The sequence below is a fragment of the Ruegeria sp. CH11 genome (assembly GCF_056537105.1).
Genome location: NZ_JBQFQX010000004.1, coordinates 352,020 through 375,581 on the forward strand (window position 1 = coordinate 352,020; position 23,562 = coordinate 375,581).

A 23,562-nucleotide genomic window follows, 5' to 3' on the forward strand; every position below is an offset into this window, starting at 1 on the left:
ACAAAACCACCAAACCGCTCGGGCTTTTAGCCAACAGCAATCAGACCCTTGCCTTTTCAAAGGCTGTCCAAGCGGTTTCGAATGCGTCAAAGTCAAAATCTGGCTTGGTGGCTGCCTCAAGGACAATGCGCTCGGTCGTCAGCAGCTTGTGGATTGCGGCTTCCAGGTAGTCGACAACGTCATCCGGTACGATCAACGCGCCGTGGCGGTCGGCATGGACCAATTCTCCCGGTTTGACCGTCAAGCCAAATACCGAAACCTCTGTATCAATCTCGCGGATGTGGACAAAACCGTGGCTTGGTCCGACTGAACCGGCGACGACGGGAAACCCGTCGGGTAGATCCCCGAGATCGCGCATCACCCCATTGGTCACAACGCCGGAAACACCAAACCCTTTGTGGACCGTCGTGTTGATCTCGCCCCAATAAGCGCCAATGCAATCAGGGTAATCCAGGTCCTCGATCACCGCGACCGAAGGCCGGGGCGCGTCGGCCATGTATTTGTAATACGCCATGCGGCGGGTTTTGATGACATCCGCAGGCTCGGACGGCGGGTTGATCGCCGCAATCTTGGCGGTACGGGCATAGCCGACCAAAGCGGGCTCGTCGGGAGCAGAGCACAGCATGGTGCCGCGGGTAAACCTGTTGAACCCGCGTTTGCCCTGCGCCACTTCGATGGCGTTGCAGACAGTTGGAGTGTCGACCTTGCGGAGAAGGGATAATAGGGACGGTGTCATGTGTCCTCCAGCCAGCGGATCAGCGCCGCTGTCGTTTTATTTGGTTGTTCCAGCGTGGGCATGTGGCCAGCCCCCTCGATTACTTGCAAAGTACTGTTTGGCAGCAGATCGTGCATCAGTTGATGCCGCTCGACAGGGCACAACCCGTCCTCTCGTCCGCACAAAACCAATGCCTTGCCGGAATAGGTCGTAAGGACGCCGCGTTGGTCGGGGCGGCTCATCAAGGCTTGGGACTGCCGCAGGAAGACCTGCGGCCCCAAATCCGTCGCCATCACCATGCACAGATCCAGAATCGCGCCCTGGCGGGGACCGTCAGCCAGATAATTGGGCTTCATTTCGTCCCGCATCACCTGCGATAGATGCCCGTCGCGCACCGCCGCCATCTGGGGCGCACGCCGGGCTTTCACCTCGGGCGTCTCAGCCAGCGGGTTTGTGTCGAGCAGCGCAAGGCGCGTCACACGGTTGGGCGCCTGACGCAGCACCTCCATCGCCACAATCCCCCCCATCGACAGGCCTGCCAGGGCAAAGTCCGGCGGGGCGTTGTACAATACGTCCGCAGCCATGGCCTCGACGGTATCGTGCTGGTTCAACGGAAAGGTCGTGATGGGCATCCTGCCAGACAAGGCTTCGATCTGAGGACCAAACAAACGTGCATCGCACATCATGCCGGGCAAGAAGATCAGCGGCGTCATGATGAGGCCAGTTTTGCCCCCTCGGACAGCGTCGCCAGCTTGGCGTAGGCAATCTGAGGGTCCACGGCGCCAAAGCCCGCAAAGGTTCCAAAGCCGCAATCGCTGCCCGCGATCACCCGATCGGCTCCGACGATCCCGGCAAACCGATCAATCCGCTGGGCCACAAGATCGGGGTGTTCGACGAAATTGGTGGTGGTATCAACCACCCCGGGGACCAGCACCTTGTCATCAGGAATTTCAGCTTTGCGGTCACGAAACACCGTCCATTCATGGGCATGGCGCGGGTTCGAGGTTTCGAACAGCACATAGCGCGACTTGGTCGCCATCAGGGTACTGAAAACCTTGTCCATTGCGATGTCGCAGCAATGTGGCCCTTCGTAGTTCCCCCAGCAAATATGAACCCGCACCCTGTCCTGCGGGACATTCTGAAGAGCGTGGTTCAGGGCCTCGACATGCATGTCGGCGATTTTGACAAACTCGTCGTCCGACAAATCGGTGAACAGCATATGACGCGACAAAGCCAGATCAGGACAATCCAGTTGCAGATCCAGACCAGCGGCCACGATGGTTTCGTATTCTTCTTTCATCGCATCGGCCAATGCGGCCAGATACGCCTCACGCGTTGAATAAAAGTCGTTCTGCAAAAACAGCGAGATCACGCCCGGCGAAGCCGCATTCATGAACCCCCGTTCGGCCCCGTGCTGCGCCATCGCGGCCTTGAGGTTGGCAATGTCCTTTTCCAGCTCTCCCTGCCCCTTCGAGCGCACTTCGCCAGTGCACATGGGACGCGCGTATTGCGGCGTCCCGCCGTCATCGGCAAGACGCTGCAGGAAACCCGGAAACATCTTCAGATCCGCGGGTGCATTGCGCGGACTGTCGCCGGAAAATCCAGTATAGCGATCTTTGACGTAGGTTGCGTAAGAGATCTTGGAGGTCTCACCGTCGCTGACAATATCGATTCCGGCCTCGACCTGTTTGCGCACAGTCTCGGATACTGCATCTGTCATGCAGGCATCGAAGGCGTCGGTCTCGTAAGGCGTTCCATTTTCGCGGGCAAAGATGAAATCCACGACCTTTTGTGTCCGGGGCAATGACCCGACATGTGTGGTTTTGACGGTCATAAAGGCCTCCTTACGTCTTTCGTGCCATTGGTATGGAATTCTATCGGGCCCACCTTCATCCAGTCCAGGTTGCGCCGGCCGGATCGTCGGTTGCGGTGATCCTGTAAAGGCCCGCCTGCCCGGTCATCGAGGGTTGTGCGCTGTAGGTTTCACCGGGCAGAACCACCGCGGTGTCGCCATTGGCCAAAGTGGTCTCGTGCCCGTCAATCGAGACAAACCAGTGACCGCTGGCGGGCATCAGTACAACGGGTCTTTCGGCCTGCACGGCGTCGGTCACGCTGGATCCCCGCCCCAGGAAATCGACCTCAAACCCCGGCTTGTCCCTGATCAGACCGTGCTCGCCAATCACCAGGGCTGGTTTGTTCGCTGACAATGCCATCAGATCCCAGTAGCGCGCCACATATTTGCCAACCACATCCTCGACCGGCACTTCGGGATAGTCTTTCAGTTGCTCTTCGCTCAGCACGGGCATGGGACGCACGTTATGGGGCAATTCCTGGCCCTGTTTGGAATCGTACAACACGCCATTGTCACCCAGCATCAGACCATGCGCCTGCGCGTCTTCGATCACCTGAGGCGCCCAGGTGACGCCACCACCAGCATCATCGCCACCCAGGATCGACATGATCATTCCATAGTCCTGGCCGACATTCTCAAAACCACGGAAAATACCGGTTGGGATGTTAAATATGTCGCCTTCTTCGGCGATGAATTCTCCGGCCGTTCCATAGCGGCCCCAGAAGAAACGCCAACGGCCTTTGGCGACAAAGAAAACCTCGGCTGTTGTGTGGCTGTGCAATGAGTTGCGGCATTTCGGCGGCTGGCCCGCAGCACCGATATTGAATCCGATCTTGTCAGTGATATGGACATGCTGATCGGGAGATTCCGACACGCCGCCGCCGACGATCGTAAAGTTCTCTTTTTGATCGCTGCCCGGAGTGTGGGCGTCGATAAAGGCGGTTTTGCAGGGTTTCAGCTCGCCATAGCGAACGATGCGTTGTTGGATGGTGCTCATGACTGGGTCTCCTTGGGTTTGGGGGGATGATGGGATCAATCCCCGCCCCCTGGAGGTCGGTTGTTCAATCGTCGCGCACGCAGTGAGGCGCGATGCGCATGAAAGCGCCGCGCCGCTGCGCTGGAGTTGAGTGCAGGCACATTCTCGGTCACTCAGTTCTCCCCGCTCTGCAACAAGATCTGCTTCCAGACCGAGGTTTCATCGAACAGCGTATATTCGCGGCGCAACTGCGGCTGGCCAGCAATCAACGCGCCAAATTCTGCATGGCTGATACCCAGAACATAGACCTGCGCACCGGTTGGTGCGCCAAAGGCACCCCAGCCGTCATGCTTGCCCCACAGGCTCCAGCGAATTGCGGCGCGCGGTGGCATCGACGGGTCGTCCCGACCGATCTGGTGCTCAATCTTGAATTCGGCATTGGGGAAACTTGCGCGCAATCCCATCCAAAACCGATCGACCGGGTCCCATCCGTGACCGGTCACACCACCCACATATTCCGACTGCGCGGCGCGATCATATTCGGCCTCGATCACTCCCATATCGGCGTTCATGATCCGGGTCAGGATGTCGGCATAGCGCTGCCCCCATTCATTGTCATTCCCCCTGCCCTTATACGGGCCGGGCTGATCATTTTCTGGGGTCAAAGGCTTAATGCAGCTCGCCGGGCCACCTTCGCGGGCTATCAGATCCGCGGCATATTCTTTTGGGTCCCACCCCATCTGCCGCACGATCGCCCCCTGGTCGCGAATGAGCCATTCATCATTGATCTGATTGTCAATCGCGTGGCAGTCGGCAAGAATCCGATAGCGCAATTTGGTACCCGTGGGTTTGCCATAGACGCCCTCGGCCAGATGCGTGGCCGTGGAAATGATGCGGTGCGAGCTTAGCATCCCCTCTTCCGGGGTGCCTGACCAGATCACGTCCTCACCCAGCAACTGCCGGTCGGGAAACTCGGCCAGCGTCGCCATGGTCGCACCGATCACATTCTGATTGCCCAGAACGACCGAACCGGGCGAGCGCACAACGATATCTTCGCTGTAATAGGCGTGCAGCGTCGCGATACCCCGGTCTTCCCAAATCTCTTTGGTGATACCGATGATATAGTCGGGAAAATCCCGGAACTTGGGATCAAAGCCTTTCATGTATTCATCCTTTGAGGGGTCCAGCCTTTGGGCAATCGTGCCGATGTGCGCACAATCAGCGGCCCATCGATCGCGACCTTGCGCGCGCGCGCGGCTGTTGGGTTTTCGATATGATCCAATAGGGCGTCAACGGTTTCGGCAACCATCAGATTGGCCCGTTGACGGATGGTGGTGAGGTTATAGGCAAGCCAACCCGCCTGCGGCACGTCGTCATAACCGACAACGGATACATCCTCGGGCACGCAAAGGCCCAGTTCGAACCGGATGACGTCCATCACGGCAAGGGCCATGTGATCATTGGCGACAAAGACGGCATCGGGCCTTTTTTTCGGCTCGACCTCAAACATCCGGCGCGCGGCCAGTCGAGCGTCTTCTGTCAGGAACTCGCCGATTTCATAGGCGTACAAGGCCTGGCCCGCATCATTGAGAGCGGCGCGGAATCCGGCCTCGCGATCGCGTTGTGTGGAAGCACCTTGCCATCCGGCGATATAGGCGATGCGGCTGTGCCCCGCAGCAACGAAGAACTCGGCCACCTTGCGACCGCCCGCATAGTTGTCTGACGTCACCGAGGTGATCCCGTCGATATCCTGACTGCGGTTGAACAGAACCACCGGCACACCGGCCTGCTGGCACCGTGTCGCAATATCCGATGACATCGCAACCGAGGCCAGAATGACGCCATCGACCTGGTAGTCGAGGATTTCCTCCATCACGTCGTCTATATTTCCGGCGGTTCTGGACGCCATGAAGATCAGGACGTGATAGCCCTGCTCCTGCAACGCATTTGACAGTTTCTCAAGCGCTTCGGGGTAGAAATAATTGTCCAGATAAGCCACCACCAAACCGATGATGCGGCTTTTGCCCGACACCATCGCACGCGCCAGAACATTGGGACGATAGCCAAGTTCAGCGGCGGCCTTTCGCACTTTTTCTTCGGTCTTCTTGCTGACCGATGCACCGGGCGTGAACACCCGGCTTACAGCGGACTGGCTGACCCCGGCAAGCTGGGCGACCTGGAGTGATGTTACCTTCTCAGCCATCAATCCGCCGTCCACCCCCCGTCAATCAACATCGACGTGCCCGTGACCAGCGCCGAGGCATCCGAGGCCAGATAAGCGACCGCGCCCATGATGTCTTCGACTTCTCCCACCCGGTCCAGCTTGATCTTTTCCATGATCCATGCGGCGCGGTCGGGGTTGTCGAAAGTGGATTGGGTCAACGGCGTTCGGATGAAGGTCGGGCAGACAGTATTGATCCGGATACCCTGCTTGCCCCATTCGACCGCCATGGCTTTGACCATGCCTTCGAGCCCGTGTTTGGTTGCGCAGTAAACCGCGCGGTCGATCCCGCCCACATGCCCCATCTGGCTGGAAATATGGATGATCGAACCCCGCTTACCAGCCGCCATCAAAGCCTTGGCCGCATAGGATGACAGGAAATACGCAGACCGCAGGTTGACGTTGAATACTGCGTCAAAGTCTTCGGATGTTGTCTCGACCGCAGGGCTATGCCGCGCCAGACCGGCAGAGTTCACAACCACCTCGAAACCGCGAGTTTCAAACAGGGTCCTCAGAACACTCAGATCGCCCTGATCCAAAACCAGAGCCTCGGCTGACCATCCCTGCGCCTGCAAGGCGGCGACGGTTTCATTCAACCGCTCCGCGCCCCGGGCCGCGCAGACCACATGCGCACCGGCCTCGGCCAAAGCCACCGCACAGCCCTGCCCGATACCCGAGGACGCTCCGGTCACAAGGGCGGTCTTGCCGTTCAGGGAAAACGAAGGTGTGCGGGGCAGATTTGTCATCAGCTCATTCCATCCGGTATTTCAATGCGCCCCATATTCCGGGCTTTGTTGAATTCCCGCAGACGAGCAAAAACGTCAACGCCAAGCTGCGCATAAGCGTCCAGCAAATCGACCAGAACCCAGTTTTCCCGAATGCGCCCGTTTTCCAGCCTCCAGAAATCGAGGCTGCGCATGGTGATCTTTTTGCCAGAGGGCGCGATGCCCAGCCAGCCATCATGGGTGACGGTCTGGATCATGTTCGGCCACCCCGTCACGGCCGCGTATTCGCCATCGCCAAAGAAGTGATAGGTGATCTCGTCCACAAATTGCCCCCGGTCCGGCATGCCGTTCAGGAATGGGATCTGGTGCCAGTTTCGGAACCCCGCATAGCCGCGCCCGGTGCCGATCCCCGAAGGGCCATACCAGTTCATGCGTGGGTGCCAGAAGCGCTCCATCTCCATCACCTCGGGACCACCCTGAGAGGGGTGTTTCTTGAGATATTCCAGCATGTCGATGATGTGCTGGCATGTCTCTTTGCCTTTGGCCGCATCATAAGGTCCGGGCACGAAACCGTCCTGCGTCGCCGGACCCGGCACATGCCATTCCCGGCCGAGACTGGGCGCCATCGGCCAGGCACCTGCCTGCATCATCACCTCGGGAATATCCCAAAGTGCCTGAAACTCGACAACCTTACCGTCCTGGAACCGATAGAATTCGTGGAACCGCATGGTGACCTGATGTCCGGTCGGCGGAATGTCCTGCCAAGGGCCGGTGAATGTCCCGGTGTAGTAGCCACCACAGCCGACCCAATCCGCACCCTGTTCATCCGGACCGGCCATGACGATATAGTCGCGCCGTTCGAGGTCGGGCCAGGCGTCCAACAGACCTTTATAGGCGCAGTCATAGAACGCTTCACTACCGACGCTGTCCCCAAACGGATGACACAGACGGAACAGGGCCTCACTCTCCGAAACCTCGGCCAGCGCCTTGCGGACACCGGCCTCGGAGAAATCGTACATCGCTGCCCTGAGCGGTGCAATCAGCGCTTTGTGTTGGGTGTGCGGGTCACTCATTCCGCAGCATCTCGGTATGGGGCCGGCGCGCCATAGGGTACATTGATGCCACCGTAGCGACGCACCCGGACGTTGCACTGTTCGGCGTGCCCCACAAATCCTTCCAACAAGCATAGGCGCGAGCCGTATTCGCCGATCAGCGTCGCTGCCTCGTCAGTCAGAACCTTCTGATAGCTGTGGGTTTTCAGGTATTTCCCGACCCAGAGCCCGCCCGTATAACGCCCTGCCTTCTTGGTTGGCAGCGTATGGTTGGTTCCGATCACCTTGTCACCATTCGAGACATTTGTGCGCGGTCCAAGGAACAGCGCGCCATAGCAGGTCATGTTTTCAAGGAACCAGTCATCGCGATCGGTCATCACCTGCACATGCTCGGATGCGATCTCATCAGCCACCTTCAGCATTTCATCATAGGTGTCGCAGACGATCACCTCGCCATATTCCTCCCATGACACTTTCGCGGTCCCTGCCGTCGGCAGGATACCCAGCAGACGATCGACCTCGGACAGGGTTTCTTCGGCCAGTTTGCGCGAATTGGTCAGCAGCACGCAGGGGCTGTTATAGCCATGCTCGGCCTGCCCCAGCAGGTCGGTTGCGCACAGCTCGGCATCTGCGGCGGTCTCATCGGCGATGACCATCGTCTCGGTCGGACCAGCGAACAGGTCGATACCGACACGGCCAAACAGCTGCCGCTTTGCTTCGGCCACAAAGGCGTTGCCGGGACCGACCAGCATATGCACAGGGTCAATCGTTTCAGTGCCCAGCGCCATCGCGCCGATGGCCTGAATGCCGCCCATGACATAGATCTCATGCGCGCCGCCCAGATGCATCGCAGCGATCACCGCCGGGTTCGGCTTGCCATTGAACGGAGGAGTGCAGGCAATGATCCGTGGCACACCTGCGACCGAGGCCGTCGCCACCGACATATGCGCCGAGGCCACCATCGGGAACTTGCCGCCCGGAACATAACAGCCGACCGACTGCACCGGGATGTTCTTGTGCCCCAGAATGACACCCGGCAGTGTTTCCACCTCAATGTCCAACATTGAATCGCGCTGGGCTTGCGCAAAATTGCGCACCTGTGCCTGCGCGAATTTGATGTCAGCCAATTCCCGGTCGGTCAGCTGACCAATCAGGCCGTCAATCTCGTCCTGAGACAGCCGGAATGACGCCGGAGAATAGTTGTCGAACTTCTCGCTCAATTCACGCACAGCCGTGTCGCCACGCAGTTCGATATCTTTCAGGGTCGCTTCGACAACGGCACGGGTTTTGGCGTCATCCTCGGCCCGGTCAGCGTCAGATTTGCCGCGTTTTAGATACTCGATTGCCATTCTTAGATCCTCAGTTCTCGGGCCGGGGCGGGGTCTTTTCCCCCCGGTCAAATGCTTCCCAGCCTTCGCCGTTGAAAATGTCCACGCCCAGCTGAGCCGCAACATGGGCAAAATCGACATTCACCCAGTTGTCGACGATCTTGCCGTCCACGACTTTCCAGAAGTCCATGTACCGGATCTCGACGCGTTTGCCGGTGGGCGCGATGCCCAGAAACTCACCCGAATGGGTCGCTTCCTGACGGCCAAAAGCGGCTGCCCATTCGCCCATGTAAAGACGTGCCTCGTCTATGCAGGTCTTGTCCGAAAACGCAGCCTGAAACGGGCGTTGCCAGTTGTCCTGAAACTCTTTCAGGCCGGTTTTGGTGCCGCAGCCCTGATTGCCCATCCAGCGAAAACCGCCAGCGAAGAATTCACCAATATCGTCGATGCGGTGGTCGTTCAGTCCATCCACCATGGTTTCGATCACACGGCGCGTGTCTTCGGTCTTGCTGAGATCCGTGTCACGGGTCAGAACCGCTTGTTCCGGGCGGGAACCTTTCATTTTTCATGTCCTTTCAGTTTGTCCAGGGAAGAGATTGGGGAGACGCGTCCCAATGCTCAGAAAGTCCCTTGGCATCCTGTTCAACGCCGGATGGCGAGACATGGCGTTATGTCGGGCATTGTTGCTCATCAGCCTTTGACCGCTCCGGCTGTCAGGCCGCTGACGATCTGGCGCTGGAAGATCAGCACAAGGAAGATCAGCGGAGCGGTGATCGACACGGCGGCGGCCACGGCGACCACCTGATCGGTTGTCGTCGTCTCGCGATTGAACATGCCGACAATGGCGGGAACCATGGTCTGGTTCTGCGCGTCCAGCAGCAGCGCTGTGACCAGAAAGTCGTTATAGGCCAGCAGGAAGCTGAACAGCCCGGTGGTGATCACACCCGGCCACATCACCGGCATGATCACACGGCGGAACGCCTGGAAGTGGCTGCACCCGTCGACACGGGCGGCCTCGTCCAGTTCGGCGGGGATGTTCTGAAAGAACGACCGCAGCATCCAGATGGTGAAGGGCTGATTGATGGCCACGAGCACAGCAATCACCGCGAAGGGTTTGCCGTAAAGAGTCGGCGCGTTTTCACCCAGTATCGGAGCCAGCCATTCGGCCGAGTTGATGAAGACCGGCAAATAGCCCGCCACCAGGACCGAGTGCGGCAAAGCGCGGAAAACCAATGCCACGATCAAAATCCAGAAGGCCAGCGTCGATCCTGATCGCGCCAGACCATAGCCCGCCAGCGTACCCACTGTCAGCGAAACCGTTACCACGCCTGTTGTGACAATCAGCGAGTTTTTGAAGTTGTTCGAAAAGCCCCGGTCGATCCAGACTGTCTTGTAATGTTCGGTGGTCAGGCCCAGCACGTCCCGACCCAACGGCCCAAACCACGGGTTCAGCACGCTCAGTATGGCAGGCAGAACAACAAAGAAGACCAGCAGAAATCCGACCAGGACAGCCAGTACCCCGATGACCCACCCGAACCATTCCTGCCCGGGTTTCGAGTAAGATTTCACCATCGACGGCAGGATTTTTGTTGAGATCACAATCGTGGCCCAGATCACCGCGATGCCAAAGATGATATCCAGCAGCGAAAGTCCCTTGCCACCGCCCAGCGTGGCCGGACCAAAGATCACGTTCAACGCATTGCTGTCGAAGGCATCAACCGGTGACTTGAAGCTCATCACCACGATCCAGAAAATCGGGAACGCCGCGATCAGGCACCAAAGCGCCAGAAAGATGTTCGAGGTCAGTCGCAGGCTGAAAGGTTGGCGAAGCGCGCGCGAGGACATGTCAGTGACCTCCTTTGTGATCGCGCCAGGTGCGGCGCAGAGGCAGGATAAGAAGGATGACGACACCAATCATGGTCAGCATCGAGTTGGCCGAGGCCCGGCTGATCGACCTGTTGCCCGCCTGATCCGGCGTCAGGTAATCGAAGGTCAGCCATTGCAGCGAGATGACATAGCCCTGGCTCGAGAAACCGACGATTTCTTCGAAGACGCGATAGCTGTCCATCAGGTGGATCATCGCCACAAAGATGATCAGGGGCATCAGGTGTGGAATGACGATGTACTTCAATCGCTGCCAACGCGTCGCCCCGTCAATCACTGCGCTTTCCAGGCTGTCCTGATTGACCGTTTGCAGCCCGGCGTAGAAGATGATCGCCGCGAAAGGGGCGACGTGCCAGACGCGGTAAAGCATCATCAGGATCTCGATGGTCCAGGCCTGCGCAAACAAAGCGATGTCGCGGTTCAGCCACCATTCCATCATTGCGGTTAGGATACCGTCACCGCGGAACAGCCAGTTGATCGACAGCACACCGATCACAGGTGTGATGATGAACGGCAGCAATGAGACGAAGATCACCGGCCCGCGGATTGATCGCGCGGCGTTGTTGATCAGGATTGCTATCCCAAGCCCGCACCCGACCACCAGTGGCAGCGTGATCAGCGTGAAGGTCAGCGTGAACCGTAGCGCCTTCCAGAAGTTGATCGTCGAAAGCACTTGCCAATTGCCATCGCTGATGGCGCGCCACGCCCGTTCCGGCTCCAGTACATTGCGATAGCTTTGCAACCCGACATATTCGGTTTGGGTGATGATCTCACCATGCTCATCCAGCTTTGGTTGCGAAACCTGCTCGGTCACGCAGGTCTGCGTCAGAAATCCCGGAGTACAGGTTTCCTTTTCGACCGTCTCATAGATCGGCTGGGTGACGTAAAAGCTTTGCTTGAACACGCTGACCAGCGGGAATGCGATGAAGAGAAGCATCATAAAGACAGAGGGGCCGACAAAGGCGGCAAATGTCCGGAAATTCATGGCTCTGCCTTTCTCATGGTTCGCGAGGGAAATGGTCGGGAGGGCCGTAGCCCTCCCGCAGGAAGGATCAGTTGCTGATCAGACCGGCTTCTTTCGCGGCGGTGATGTAATCCGCCTCGATATCGGCCAGCGTGGTTTGCGCATCCTTTGCGCCGGTCAGATAGTCGGCCAGACCGTTACCAAGCGAGGTGTGCATGATGCCCATCGGACCAGAGGCCGGATACGCCTTGGCACCCGCTTGTGCGGACGCCGCAGCACCGGCGGCCAAAGCCCCTGCCGAGTAGGCCGGGCTCAGCCAAACGGCGACATCGTTATTCGCGCTGACCATGTCGCTGTCCATGCCTTCCAATGCGACGCGGAACGCTGCATCAGCCTCTTCATCCGACATGTTCGCGGCCAGAACGATACCGTCCCACCAGACAGTGGTTGCCGGGACAGATGAGCCCATCGGTGCCGCAGCCATAGTCACTTTGCCAACAACCTGGCTTTCGGCCTCATCATTCATCGCGGCGGCACGGCTGGCCCACAGGTTCGCCATGGCGATCTTGCCCTGCTGGAACTGCTGCTGCACATAGGTCGAGTCGGACACCAGATACTCGGGGTCCATATACTCGGTCATGGCCTTCAGGGTCTCAAGCGCCGCGACGCCCTGATCGTTGTTGATCGCAGGCATGTTGCCATCGCCGAAGAACGAACCGCCTTCGCCCAGATACATGTTGACGAATTCCTGACCCAGATTCCAACCGGTCTTGAAGGTCCCCCCGATCGGGTAATCCATCATGCCCGCCTCTTTGATCTTGGCGGCAGCGGCAAGAACATCGCCATATGACTTGGGCTCTTCGATGCCCAGTTCGGCCAGAACATCATCGCGATACATCAGGTGCTGCGCGTTGACCATCATGGCGATGGCCATGGTCTTCCCGTCCACCTTGATCAATTGGTTGGGCAGCAGATCCTGACCGTACTTCTCGACCAGATCGTCCAGCGGGCGAATTGTGCCCGCGTTCAGCAACGGCACCAGCGTGGCATTCGACACGCCACCGATCTGATAGAGCGCCGGATCAGCGGCAAATGCCTCTGGCTGCTTTTCACGGAATTCCTGGTCCAGCGAAGCGCTGAAATTGCCGCATTCGGCCATCGCATCGGTCACCGCTTTCCAGGCTTCAAAGCCAGCTGAAAGCGATTTCAGCGGCACTTCATTTTCAAAGGCACAGTCTGCCCACGCGCCCGCGGCGGCAAAGGACATGGCGCCTGCCATGAGGATCGTCTTGAGTTTCATGCGTTTCTCCCTGTCAGGATCGGTCCGTCGTCGACGTCCGGACCGGTGTTATGCCCGTGCGGGCCATTTGTGGGGTCAACCCCCGATCCGCGCACCGCTTCCAGCTTCGAAGAGGTGACAGATTTCTGTTGGCACCGAGAACGAGACCGTCTCGCCAATCTCAGCGCGGAAAGCTTTGTCGGCTTTGACCGAGACCAAAGCACCGCCAACCCGAACCGAGATCATGGTCGCATCGCCCAGCAACTCGAGCGTGTAGATCGGTGCGGTGATCTGGCCGCTTCCTTCGGCAAGGCTTGCGTCTTCGGCCCGAAAACCCAGCGTCATCGGGCCATCCGGAGCATCGACCGGAATCTCGACATGCTCGGCGCGGAATACACCGCCCGAAACTTCGCCATCCATCAGGTTCATCGCAGGTGAGCCAATGAAACTGGCGACGAAAGTATTCGCGGGTCGGTCATAAATTTCGGTCGGGCTGCCAACTTGTTGGACCACGCCCTGTTTCATCACCACGACGCGATCGGCCAGTGTCATGGCCTCGATCTGGTCGTGCGTTACGTAGATGGTTGTGACTGCCAGTTCATGACTGAGGTTCTTGATCTGCGCCCGCGTCGAAACCCGCAGTTTGGCGTCGAGGTTCGATAGCGGTTCGTCCATCAGGAACACGTTCGGCTCACGCACAATGGCCCGTGCAAGCGCGACACGCTGCCTTTGACCACCAGACAGTTCCGCTGGTTTGCGATGCAGAAAATCGTCCAGCTCAACCATCGCACTTGCGCGGCGCACCTTTTCGTCGTGGGTCGCCGGATCGGTTCCACGCACCTTCAGGGGAAAACGGATGTTTTCGTAGACATTCATGTTGGGATAGAGCGCATAGCTCTGGAACACCATCGCCACGTCCCGGTCCTTGGGCTCCAGATCATTGACGACATTTCCGTCGATCAGAATGTTGCCCTCGGTCACGTCCTCGAGACCCGCGATCATGCGCATCGTGGTGGTCTTGCCGCAGCCCGAAGGACCCAGCAGCACCAGAAACTCGCGATCCGCGATCGTCAGGTCGAAGTTATGAACCCCAACGAAAGAGCCCCACCGCTTGCCGACGTTCCGCAATTGAATTTCCGCCATGGTGCCCCCTGCAAGGAATCATTTTGCATACGTTTGCAAAACTGTAGTTCGTAAATATCAAATCAGGCAAGACATTTTTGCATACGTATGCAAAACTGAAGCGAATACCCGACTCACTTCGGCGAAAAACCGAGCACAACACACTGATAAAATGGCGAAAACCGTGAACTTTCAGACCGAAAAAGAACTTGTCACCGAATTCCACATCGCTTTGGATTCAGCGACAGCGAAGGAATCCCCAGCAGCAATGTCACGCTTCTGCGCGGCTGATCTGCTTTGGCGCGGTTTCCATCCCTTCGGTCAAATCAATGGTGCGGAATCGGTTGCCCTGCAGTTCTGGCAACCGCTGAAAAATAGCCTCACCAGAATGCAGAACCGTGTGGATATTCTTTTTGCGGGGCATAATTCGCTTACCGAAGGGACCGAAGTCTGGGTTGTGGCGATGGGCCATTTGATGGGGCTGTTCGACCAGCCCTGGCTGGGCATTCGACCGACCGGAAAACTGGCATTTCTGCGCTATTGTGCATTTTACAAGGTCGACAACGGCAAGATCACAGAAACGGCGATGTATTTCGACATTCCCCACCTGATGGTGCAAGCCGGACAGAACCCGTTTCCCCCTCAGACAGCGGCGCATCTGGTGCAACCGGGGCCAAGACCGCATGACGGTCTGCTGCTGAGCGAGCAGCCATCAGCAGAGGGCGAAAAAACGTTGGCGGTCATCAATGCGATGATCGCGGATCTGGGCCAATGGGACAGCGGATTGTCGCTTGAGGACGAATTGGCCCGAACCTGGCATCAGGACATGATCTGGTGGGGTCCCGAAGGGATCGGCGCCACGTACACGATAGAACGCTATGCAAAGCAACACTCAGGCCCGTTCCGCGCGGCTTTTAAAGACCGATCAAAAACCAGCCACATCTGCCGCCTTGCCGAAGGTCATTACGGCGGCTTTTTCGGCTGGCCCAACTTCACGGCAACGCCGACCGGCGGGTTTATGGGGATGCCAGCCACCGGCAGGCCTGGAGAATTCAGGGTGATCGACATCTATCGCCGTGCTGGCGACAAGCTGGCCGAAAACTGGATCTTCATCGACCTGCTCCACTTCTGGAAATGTCAGGGCGTTGATATTCTGGCACGAACCACCAGGATCGAAACACCATGAAGATAGATGCACATCACCACCTGTGGGACCTCTCAGCAGTGGATTACCCCTGGCTCAAGGAGCAAGGCGCGGTTCGCTTCTTTGGCGACCCGTCGTCGATTCAGCGTGATTATCTGCTCCCGGAATTTCGCTCAGATGCCGAGGCCGAGGGCTTTGGAGCATCGGTACACATCCAGGTTGGCGCGGCCGATCCCTGGGCCGAAGCACAATGGGTGCAATCCATCGCCGACGAGTTCCCGGACTGGCCGCTGGTGCAAGTCGCATTCTGCGATCTGACATCTGATGATGTGGATGCACAGCTTGACCGGCTTCAGACCCTGCCCTCGCTGCGCGGCGTTCGTCAGATTGTTGGCCGCGCACCCGGTGAGGACGCGCAGACGGGTACGAATGCACTGCTTCAAGATCCCGCGTTTCTGGCGGGCCTCAAAAAATTGGGCGCGCGCGGCCTGTCCTTCGATCTGCAACTGCTGCCCGAGCTGATGCCTCAGACCGCAGCTGTTCTTACACAGGCTCCTGAAACCCCAATCGCGCTTTGCCACGCCGGATCACCCCACGACCGGACACCGCAGGGGTTGCAAAGATGGGCAGAGGCTTTGAAATCGCTGTCAGAGCTGCCGCAGGTCCATTGCAAGCTCTCCGGCTTGGGGATGTTTGATCATGATTGGAGCGCAAAAAGCGTTTCACCTATCGTTTCAACCTGCCTGTCACAGTTTGGCGCTGATCGCTGCATGTTCGGATCGAATTTTCCGGTCGACAGCCTCAGCTCAACCTACAAAGAACTCGTTTCGCGGCACCAGGACCTTGTCCCAAGCTCGGTCCAAGACGCAGTGTTTCAAGGCACTTCAAAGCAATTTTACCGTATTGCGTAGCGGCGAAACATTGCGATCCTTGAAACACGCCCGCTTTGCCGGGAGCGCGCACTAGGGTCTGATCACCGACAAAACAGTCCGGCTTCGTTGAAATAGCCGCTGCCAGAAAAACAGTAACAGAGTTTTGGTTTGATCTGGTCAATTTGCAGACTGTCGCTGGTGTTCACAACTGTAAAATGGCCCATAGTTTGCCCATTTGATAAACACTTTTGGTATGCAAATCATAGCCTTAACCGAGACCCATCTTTGAATATTACTCTTTGGCGTCCACAAAAAAACATAGCATGTTCATTAATTCTAAGTACTATTTCTCATGAAATTTGAGCATTCAGTTTGAGCTGATGGTTGTTTTGATACCTTACGGCCCACGAAGTCGCCCTCTCGCATCACTGAAAATCGAAGACCAACTGCTGTGAGGCATTCAGCAACCTGATTTTTCGCCCCATTGAAGCTTCTGCTTTCAAAGTAACTTCGGCAGCAGCACGTGCATCTTCTCCGGCATCATGGTGTTTGAATTGAAGCCCTAACACCTCTTTGAGATTGGCCAGTCCATGCCCACCATTGCCCCGCAACTCCGGCCAGGCTTGGCGAGCGATGGCAACGCTGTCTGACCATACCGATTTCAACACTTGAAGTCCTGCAACTCGGCACGCTGCATCAAAGGCTTTCTCATCGAAACGGCTATGTTGAATAAGCGGGTATGCTTCAAGAATCGGACGCAGGTTTGGCAATACTTCTGCAAATTTGGGGGCGTTCTTCACAGTTGCAGCATCAATGCCATGCAATCGGGTATTGCCTGCAGCGAATGGCGTGCGGGGATCGATGTATGCACTATAAGTGACAATTGAGCTGTCAAACCCAACAAAAGCGAGGCCGATTTGACAGATGCTCGCGATATCGTATCCGGCAGTCTCGACGTCTACAGCTATGAATCTGAGATTGTCGCTCAGTGGCTCGGCCTGCTTGAAACAGGTTGGTAAAGACAAAGATGTAGCATTGGCCATGAGAACGATTTTCACACGCTTACTGACTGATGCAAAGCCCGACCAGCAGCTGAGCAAAGCAGCCAGGCTTCTTTTCCAGACCGCGCAGCACATTATAGCAGTCATTGGTACAGTTTGTAGAGAACAGCGGAAGAGAGCCCAAAACAGACTGTAACTCGAGCAAGTTGTGAGTTTTGCTGGGCTGGGTTTGCAGTTGTAATCTTAGTCGCTAGCAACTCAAATAGCGGATGTGGAAGACATCTCTTTTTTGAGGTTGCGGTATCGGTCGCTGCGGCCGTTGTTCTCTTTATCTATGCACTGAAAGGTTTTAGCCACGACGTGCAAAAATATGGCGGGCAAGCACTCGCTCAATGGCTTGGGCGCCTCACTCGAAGACCCCTGTCGGGATTTGCGCTCGGCGCTGCACTCACGGCACTTGTTCAATCCTCCAGTGCAGTTTCTGGCATCACGGTCGCGCTGGTCGAAGCAGGAACAATTCCAATGCGCGGCAGTCTTCCGGTTTTGCTGGGTGCTAATGTCGGGACGACTTCAACGGCCTGGCTAGTAGTTATCGACGCCAAATTTCTCGGGCCGTTTCTAATCATTATCAGCGCCGTGTTGTCTTTGTTACCTGGCAGGATTTCCCTTTTCGGTCGGTCTATTCTTTATGCGGTTCTGATTGATGAAAAAATCCTGCGCTTCATCAATGAACAACACCAGAACCCCCGATTTCTTTAAATACTGCCGAACAAGGTTCCAGATGTAGTGGGCTTCCTTATTGTTGAGATTGAGGGGATCATCATCGCTTCGATACCCAAGTTCAGCTAAGATATTTTGTCCAACGGATTTCAGCGTCGCAGGAGAAGATGCTTTGATAGCGCATACGCCAGTTTTGGTTATCCGCTACACGCCGCGCCTAACAATTCGCTTCGGCTGAAGATGGGGATGGTGATCCAGCACATAATCGATGACCGTACTTTTTCCGAAGCCTGAATTGCCGAAAAGAACAATGCCCTCGCATTTCCGGCGTTTTGGAGCGGCGATTTCAATATCTAGGCTTAAGTCAGCCAAAATGGATGTGAACGCCCTTGAGAAGTCTCTATGAAGTTGGTTTTCAACAAAGATGTCGTTGAGTTTGCGGGTCTCTTTCGAGACCCGCATTGCATTGTCAAAATCATTCATTGTGGCCTGTCCCATGAAAAACCAGACCACTTGCCTCAACAATGGCTTCGTCATCTATGGTTGGACATTCCGGTTTCTGATCGACCTCGCTGGCTTCAGGATTTGCTGCCTCTGACCCAGCAGTACTCACCTTGAACGAGGTAGCGACAAAGTTTTTCTCCATCTCCGCCGTGGTCAAAGCTTCGGCTTCAAGCCCTAAGAAGACAGATTTCTCAGCCCGGTTAATCTGCTTCGCCGTGCACCCGAATGGAGTCATGTCCATCAACAGGAATGGCTCGTTATTCATTGCTCGAATATCTGCCTGCGCCTCCAGAACGACTTGTCGCTTCAGTAGGGATTGATCATGGTTGTATTGGCGAATGGCCCTCACCTTCGCGATCCAGAGATCCATGCGAATGCCGTCAAACCCACCACCGACAGCCTTGGCAGGAAACCACATCCCATCGATCAGCACGTCAACAGTTCCGATGTTTTCGGGGTTTATCCGCACTTTGACATTGTGTTCATCGTCTGGTCGACGAAGGAATAACTGGTCAAGTTGGTCGCATCGATACTGAATACCGCACACCAAGACGCCGTTCCCGCGCACCTTTCTGCGCACATTCAGACCGAAAATTGCGCGGCGAACCTTAGGCAGCGGCGGTGGGCACATCGGATACCGTCGGCTCAATCGATCCCATGCGTTGTTTGGCGTTTCACCATTCAAGCCCTCATGTGGCCGATTGTGGTAAACATCGACAACAAAACGCACCAACATCATCGCGAGCATGTCATCAGTTAGCGTCGCCGTTCCCTCGGAGTCGAAATCTCCCTTCTCGGCAGGATTTGAAAACACCCTGCCATTGGCCTCTTGAAACAAATCGGTATTGAATGTTCCAAACACCCGTTCGATGAACGGGCGCAACCACGGAGTTGCCCCTGCAGGTGTATCGTGCGTGGCGCCTAACGCCGCCAGAGCTTCCGCAAACTGATACGATAGAAAAGCCGTTCCTTGGTCCGTTGACACGAAAGACAGCCCGCAAAACTTATCCCAACGATCTTGCGCCCCGGCTGCAATTGCAATGTCTGCTTTATCTCTCGTTGCCAATGATAAGCATCTAACGGCTTCTGCGCCGGATGGGTTTTTGCAAATGTGGATCGCTAAAATGCACTTGGTCGTCGCACAAATCGCAACGTACATCCAACGCCGTTGCTTTGGGATTTTCTTGCGTTGCTCTTCTGTCAATTGCTCCCAAATGAAGGTTGTCGTTGCCAGTGTCATCAAGTCGATTTTGCCCTCATCGATCTCGACATGCTCACCAGGAAACTGAAGAGGAACCCCTCTTTCAAACAAAGCATATTTCTTGCGTGCAGCATCGAGCCCCCGACGCTGGCAGTAGACGTAGAACGCATCCATCTTTTTGATCGCCCGGCGCACGGCGCTGAGTTTTGGGATCTTCCATTCATGCAGGCCTGCTTCACGGCGCTCAGCATTGACTTTAGTAAACGCCTCCTCGGTCTCTTCCGCTATTTTCTTTTGGCTCTTTCTGCGTCGGGTAGCGTATTCCTGAACACACTTTGTCAGCAGTGCCACCACTCCGGGTTCAAACCGTTGTGTATAGTTTCCTGACTCGCCAATGCGGCTTCTCAGACCTTCAATGCGAAATCCCGCATCTTCATAATCCCAATACCATCGAAGCAATGTGCGAGCCCCTGGTTCATCCGGTACTTCGCATATCTTTCCAGCCCGCTTGTTTTTGCCGTTACGCTGGAAGGCTTTCCACTTCTCTGTCACCGATGACGTGATGCTCGGCAGAAGAGCTTCGATTGAGGCATCTGTTCGAACAGCCTCTTTCAGTTCGAGCGCGCGGTGCAAATCATCGCAAAAGAGCTTCTTCCAAAACACATCTCTGCGCTCGTCTTCGGGGAGGTCAGCAAACTGCAGGCCATCATCAACTCGCGGTTTTCGTGACTTGCGAAAACTGTAGTCGTCCCGCTTGTAAACCAACCGCTCGGCCTGGCCGAGTTCGTAGATTTCTTCATGTGAAAATGTCTCAACCACGCGTGGTTCGATTACTGTTTCAAGCATGGCGCACTTGGCGTCTTGTCTGACAAATCTATAAGCGGTCTGGTCGATTACAAATTTGTCGCCGGTGCAGTAGTTCCAGAAGTTATGATTGATAAAACTCATGACAGTGCCCCCAAGCGGCCAACTGTGCCGTAGTCGATCAGTCCAGTTGAGACTTGGGCAGGGCACCACGATAGATGGAGTTTAGGATCGCCCCATAGGCTCTTCCTGCGAGCCCTACAGCGTCAATTAGGTCGCTAATTGTTGTATTTCCCGTTCAGTTGGCGTATTACCCGATCAACCGCCAGTTCAGCTTCCTGGTCGACAATCCTCCGGATGGCATGGTACCGCGAGTTATTGACCGGTTGTTGGCGCGATATCGTGCGGTCCGTGAACAAAGCGATTTCGTTTGCAAATCCTGCAGGGACGTAGGCAGCGATTTGCTGAAGGGTCAGATCAAGCCGATCTCGTACAGCGGTTTCAAATGGTTTGACGGCCACTAGAATCTTGTAACCATCTGAACGATGAGCAAGTAAATCAAAAGTGTGCTTCTTCTGGTTACCGTCAGCATCCATGTAACCAACTGGGCCAGCCTGCCCAGTAACGTTAACAATACCTGGTTGGGACAGGTAATGCTGGAGCGCTTTTCGCTCCAGAATAGCCTCAACTGAAACAACGTGGTTTGGACCGGAGCCCTCGTTTGGTAGCACCACGTTGCTTGTACCAAGTCCTTTTGTTCGGCGATTGATAGCTCTCGCCCCCGGTAGGAAACCGGGTTGAGGAAAGCCATGGGTAGTAGCATTTGAAGACATGCTGTCTCCCTTCTTTTGGTGAAATTGACCAAAAGTCATCTGTCGCTGCCCCAGGTAGGGCGGCGTTAACTTGACTTTTGGCGTTAAAAGAGGGATCAAAGCAGTGTGATGGATCGACCAGATTGTCACGGCAGCTTTCAAAGGTCGGAGCGCTCCAACGCTTCGGCCTTTGCCTTTTACGGAACCCCAGAAACTTTGTCGTTCTGAACCTCCTTTTGCTGATTTTCGTTTTGTGATTGATCTGGATGGTCAGAATATCGCGACGGCCATATGGCGGCCGGATCCTCATCAAGCTTAGCGGCGATAGCGCTCTGAATTCGCTTGCTTTTTATAACACCCGAGCAGCAATTTGAGACGGCTCCAGTATTGATTTTGAGTTCCGCCGCAATGCTACTGAAGCTATGTCCGAGCAGCCGAAGCCGGTACTTCAGATTTTCTCTCAAGGCCACTTCTTTTTGCATCTCTTCGACACCAAACCGCTAGATGTAGTATAATTTCATACCGATCTTTATGCGGGTGATTCTCGGCTGGCAAGAGTAGGGAATCATCAAACAGGCAAGGTTTTCCCACTTGTCAGACGTGGAGCTTCTTGTTCGGAAAAGATATTTTTATTCAATGCCTTCACTGCTTTCTCAAGGGTAGAATTAACTATGAACTTTAGGAAATTCAGCAATCACCAATGAAACTTGACTGTTCGAGATCCGAAGGGCGTTCTAGCGTTAAATTGGGGTCAGCGAACGGTCGCATCGAATTTCAAACGCTTCATGTATGAAACACGGACTTAGTGAAGTTAAATTGCCCGTAAGTGCGACAATTCGACTCGCCACACATCAAGTACGTCCGGCACTGCTTTCGAAGCGCATGACGGCCCAAAGCGGACCTTAGACCTACCTTCAAGATGCTGCAGTCGCAGCACGTTTACCGGACATTCACTGCAGGCACATAACTCAACGCTGATCGAACTTACAGAACGCGGGACAAAGGGGCCATTGCAAGTCCATGGTTAGAGGTCCGCTTACACCCGAGCGCAGCAAGTCGAAATGATTGGGTGCGTTTGTTTTTTTGGCCTCTAGGATTGTAAGAAATCCAGCAAAGTCTGCATCATGCGTGGCCATTCCGTTTGGCCGGGCAAGGGTTGCAGATTGGCTGTCTCCATTACGATAAGTTCGGCATTGGGAATGCCAGCGGCAAGTTTTCTGGCCTCTGATAGCGGATGCACGCCATCATTCCTCGAATGAATGACAAGGGTTGGACATTGGACGTAGTCAAGATACCCCGCGATGGAGGCGGCATTGCTTGCGTCTCGGATCCTGAGGACTTGATCACGCGGACAAGATGCCGTGGTGATCCGGACATAATCCTGAACTGCTTCGAGCGGACCCTCAGGAAAATATGACATCATGAAGGCTGTGCTAAACGCGCTATCTGGTGTGTCCCATCCTTCGGCAAGCATCGCCCGAATTGCGTCCGGCTCAGGGTCGACTTGGCGGCGCATACGTCCCTCCACATATCCCGCTATTATTACAAGATGAGTGACGCGTTCAGGTGCACGTGCGGCAGCGCGGACCCCAGAAAGCACTCCACCGGAATGTGTGACGATTGCAAATTTTTTGAAACCCGCCGCCGTCGCCACTGCCAGAATGTCTTCCGCCATTTCGTCAAAGTCCACATCAACAGGTGCGGGTTCTGACAGACCAACACCAGCAGGATCGAAGCGGATCAAAGTATGGTGCTCGCTCATTTGGCCAAAGAAAGGCCTGTCGGCTTCTAGCTTCCATTCTTCTTCCAAGTGCGTGAGATTATATCCGACTCGAACGACAGGCGATCCGGATCCGGTCACGGCATAAGCAATCGAATGGCCGCGTATGTTTTTTGTATATCGTATGTGCTGCGTATCTGCCCTTGCTGCAAGTTGGTCTCTGCTTTGTGGCGCTTTCATTGACACGTCCGCGGACATCTGAAACCCGCGACGGGCCACTGTCCGGATAACAGATTGCCGTTTGCCGTCATCTCCCACCGACTTGCGTACAGCAGCAATTCGAGCGCTGATTGCACTTTCAGAGACAATCCGCCCACCCCATACGACATCAATGATCTCGTCTTTTGTAACCACGCGATCCGCGTTTTTTGCCAGCAACAAAAGCAGATCGAACACCTGAGGCTCGATTGCGACAAGCGCACCCCTGCGCATGAGTATGCGTTTCGCATCATCGAGTACGCAATCTGCGAAATAAAATTCCATGTGACAGAACATACAGTACGCGTTTCAAATGTCCCTGAGAAAGTACTCAGGGTTAAAACAGGATTTCCTAAGGGTTCTCAGCAAGCGTGGTGGTGGGCATTGAACCAAGGTCGTGGCAACAAC

At 55.8% G+C, this 23,562-nt stretch carries 23 protein-coding genes; 3 read left to right on the forward strand and 20 right to left on the reverse strand.

Annotation, left to right across the window (positions count from 1 at the left end; all coding sequences use genetic code 11):
• Nucleotides 1-40 precede the first annotated feature (40 nt).
• The 14 genes from ACR0LX_RS09610 to ACR0LX_RS09675 all read right to left on the reverse strand — a co-directional run bounded on the left by ACR0LX_RS09610 (nucleotide 41) and on the right by ACR0LX_RS09675 (nucleotide 14,139).
• Nucleotides 41-736, reverse strand: coding sequence for an RraA family protein (locus tag ACR0LX_RS09610; protein WP_480783509.1), 696 nt, complete (start codon nucleotides 734-736; stop codon nucleotides 41-43).
• Nucleotides 733-1,428, reverse strand: a complete 696-nt coding sequence (locus ACR0LX_RS09615) for an alpha/beta fold hydrolase (RefSeq protein WP_480783510.1) — start codon at nucleotides 1,426-1,428, stop codon at nucleotides 733-735. Before ACR0LX_RS09615 ends, ACR0LX_RS09610 begins: the two co-directional genes overlap by 4 nt.
• Entirely contained in the window at nucleotides 1,425-2,549 is a 1,125-nt protein-coding gene (locus ACR0LX_RS09620; RefSeq protein ID WP_480783511.1) for a cobalamin-independent methionine synthase II family protein, read from the reverse strand. The genes ACR0LX_RS09615 and ACR0LX_RS09620 overlap by 4 nt, the downstream gene beginning before the upstream one ends.
• Nucleotides 2,550-2,604: 55 nt before the next feature.
• The gene (locus tag ACR0LX_RS09625) at nucleotides 2,605-3,564 is read right to left on the reverse strand and encodes a cupin domain-containing protein (protein ID WP_480783512.1); all 960 of its coding nucleotides are present in this window, start codon (nucleotides 3,562-3,564) and stop codon (nucleotides 2,605-2,607) included.
• Between the two features lie 152 nt (nucleotides 3,565-3,716).
• On the reverse strand, nucleotides 3,717-4,706 hold the full coding sequence (locus ACR0LX_RS09630; RefSeq protein WP_480783513.1) for a nuclear transport factor 2 family protein: 990 nt from the start codon (nucleotides 4,704-4,706) through the stop codon (nucleotides 3,717-3,719).
• On the reverse strand, nucleotides 4,703-5,746 hold the full coding sequence (locus ACR0LX_RS09635; protein ID WP_480783514.1) for a LacI family DNA-binding transcriptional regulator: 1,044 nt from the start codon (nucleotides 5,744-5,746) through the stop codon (nucleotides 4,703-4,705). Before ACR0LX_RS09635 ends, ACR0LX_RS09630 begins: the two co-directional genes overlap by 4 nt.
• Nucleotides 5,746-6,510, reverse strand: a complete 765-nt coding sequence (locus tag ACR0LX_RS09640) for an SDR family NAD(P)-dependent oxidoreductase (RefSeq protein ID WP_480783515.1) — start codon at nucleotides 6,508-6,510, stop codon at nucleotides 5,746-5,748. Before ACR0LX_RS09640 ends, ACR0LX_RS09635 begins: the two co-directional genes overlap by 1 nt.
• Nucleotides 6,510-7,562 (reverse strand): ester cyclase, encoded by a 1,053-nt coding sequence (locus ACR0LX_RS09645; protein WP_480783516.1) that lies wholly within the window; start codon nucleotides 7,560-7,562, stop codon nucleotides 6,510-6,512. Before ACR0LX_RS09645 ends, ACR0LX_RS09640 begins: the two co-directional genes overlap by 1 nt.
• Nucleotides 7,559-8,890 carry a histidinol dehydrogenase gene (gene hisD / locus ACR0LX_RS09650; RefSeq protein WP_480783517.1) on the reverse strand — a complete coding sequence of 444 codons (1,332 nt, stop codon included), beginning with the start codon at nucleotides 8,888-8,890 and terminating at the stop codon, nucleotides 7,559-7,561. Before hisD ends, ACR0LX_RS09645 begins: the two co-directional genes overlap by 4 nt.
• 10 nt (nucleotides 8,891-8,900) lie before the next feature.
• Nucleotides 8,901-9,431 (reverse strand): ester cyclase, encoded by a 531-nt coding sequence (locus ACR0LX_RS09655; protein WP_480571579.1) that lies wholly within the window; start codon nucleotides 9,429-9,431, stop codon nucleotides 8,901-8,903.
• Nucleotides 9,432-9,559: 128 nt separating this feature from the next.
• Nucleotides 9,560-10,714: a carbohydrate ABC transporter permease gene (locus ACR0LX_RS09660; protein WP_480783518.1), complete on the reverse strand. Its 1,155-nt coding sequence runs from the start codon at nucleotides 10,712-10,714 to the stop codon at nucleotides 9,560-9,562.
• A gap of 1 nt (nucleotide 10,715) precedes the next feature.
• Nucleotides 10,716-11,738, reverse strand: coding sequence for a carbohydrate ABC transporter permease (locus tag ACR0LX_RS09665; protein ID WP_480571573.1), 1,023 nt, complete (start codon nucleotides 11,736-11,738; stop codon nucleotides 10,716-10,718).
• 67 nt (nucleotides 11,739-11,805) lie between these two features.
• Entirely contained in the window at nucleotides 11,806-13,017 is a 1,212-nt protein-coding gene (locus ACR0LX_RS09670) for an ABC transporter substrate-binding protein (protein ID WP_480783519.1), read from the reverse strand.
• A gap of 75 nt (nucleotides 13,018-13,092) precedes the next feature.
• Nucleotides 13,093-14,139, reverse strand: a complete 1,047-nt coding sequence (locus ACR0LX_RS09675; RefSeq protein ID WP_480783520.1) for an ABC transporter ATP-binding protein — start codon at nucleotides 14,137-14,139, stop codon at nucleotides 13,093-13,095.
• A 151-nt stretch (nucleotides 14,140-14,290) separates the two neighbouring features.
• On the opposite strand from ACR0LX_RS09675, the gene ACR0LX_RS09680 reads away from it, so the two are divergent.
• Both ACR0LX_RS09680 and ACR0LX_RS09685 read left to right on the forward strand, forming a co-directional pair.
• Entirely contained in the window at nucleotides 14,291-15,304 is a 1,014-nt protein-coding gene (locus ACR0LX_RS09680; RefSeq protein ID WP_480783541.1) for an ester cyclase, read from the forward strand.
• Nucleotides 15,301-16,173, forward strand: coding sequence for an amidohydrolase family protein (locus ACR0LX_RS09685; RefSeq protein WP_480783521.1), 873 nt, complete (start codon nucleotides 15,301-15,303; stop codon nucleotides 16,171-16,173). Before ACR0LX_RS09680 ends, ACR0LX_RS09685 begins: the two co-directional genes overlap by 4 nt.
• A gap of 386 nt (nucleotides 16,174-16,559) precedes the next feature.
• Here ACR0LX_RS09685 and ACR0LX_RS09690 read toward each other — a convergent pair whose 3' ends face one another.
• Complete coding sequence (locus tag ACR0LX_RS09690) at nucleotides 16,560-17,177, reverse strand: exonuclease domain-containing protein (protein ID WP_480783522.1); 618 nt, start codon at nucleotides 17,175-17,177, stop codon at nucleotides 16,560-16,562.
• A gap of 198 nt (nucleotides 17,178-17,375) precedes the next feature.
• Here ACR0LX_RS09690 and ACR0LX_RS09695 point away from each other — a divergent pair, with 198 nt between their 5' ends.
• A complete protein-coding gene (locus ACR0LX_RS09695) occupies nucleotides 17,376-17,894 on the forward strand; it encodes a Na/Pi symporter (RefSeq protein WP_480783542.1) in 519 nt (172 codons plus the stop codon).
• A 165-nt stretch (nucleotides 17,895-18,059) separates the two neighbouring features.
• Here the strand turns inward: ACR0LX_RS09695 and ACR0LX_RS09700 are convergent, their stop codons facing one another.
• The 5 genes from ACR0LX_RS09700 to ACR0LX_RS09720 form a co-directional block, all read right to left on the reverse strand.
• Nucleotides 18,060-18,338, reverse strand: a complete 279-nt coding sequence (locus ACR0LX_RS09700; protein ID WP_480783523.1) for a hypothetical protein — start codon at nucleotides 18,336-18,338, stop codon at nucleotides 18,060-18,062.
• Complete coding sequence (locus tag ACR0LX_RS09705; protein WP_480783524.1) at nucleotides 18,331-20,508, reverse strand: Mu transposase C-terminal domain-containing protein; 2,178 nt, start codon at nucleotides 20,506-20,508, stop codon at nucleotides 18,331-18,333. Before ACR0LX_RS09705 ends, ACR0LX_RS09700 begins: the two co-directional genes overlap by 8 nt.
• A gap of 134 nt (nucleotides 20,509-20,642) precedes the next feature.
• Nucleotides 20,643-21,326: a hypothetical protein gene (locus ACR0LX_RS09710; protein ID WP_480783525.1), complete on the reverse strand. Its 684-nt coding sequence runs from the start codon at nucleotides 21,324-21,326 to the stop codon at nucleotides 20,643-20,645.
• 47 nt (nucleotides 21,327-21,373) lie between these two features.
• On the reverse strand, nucleotides 21,374-21,658 hold the full coding sequence (locus ACR0LX_RS09715; RefSeq protein WP_480783526.1) for a helix-turn-helix domain-containing protein: 285 nt from the start codon (nucleotides 21,656-21,658) through the stop codon (nucleotides 21,374-21,376).
• A 608-nt stretch (nucleotides 21,659-22,266) separates the two neighbouring features.
• Nucleotides 22,267-23,439 carry an alpha/beta hydrolase gene (locus ACR0LX_RS09720; RefSeq protein ID WP_480783527.1) on the reverse strand — a complete coding sequence of 391 codons (1,173 nt, stop codon included), beginning with the start codon at nucleotides 23,437-23,439 and terminating at the stop codon, nucleotides 22,267-22,269.
• Between the last annotated feature and the right edge of the window lie 123 nt (nucleotides 23,440-23,562).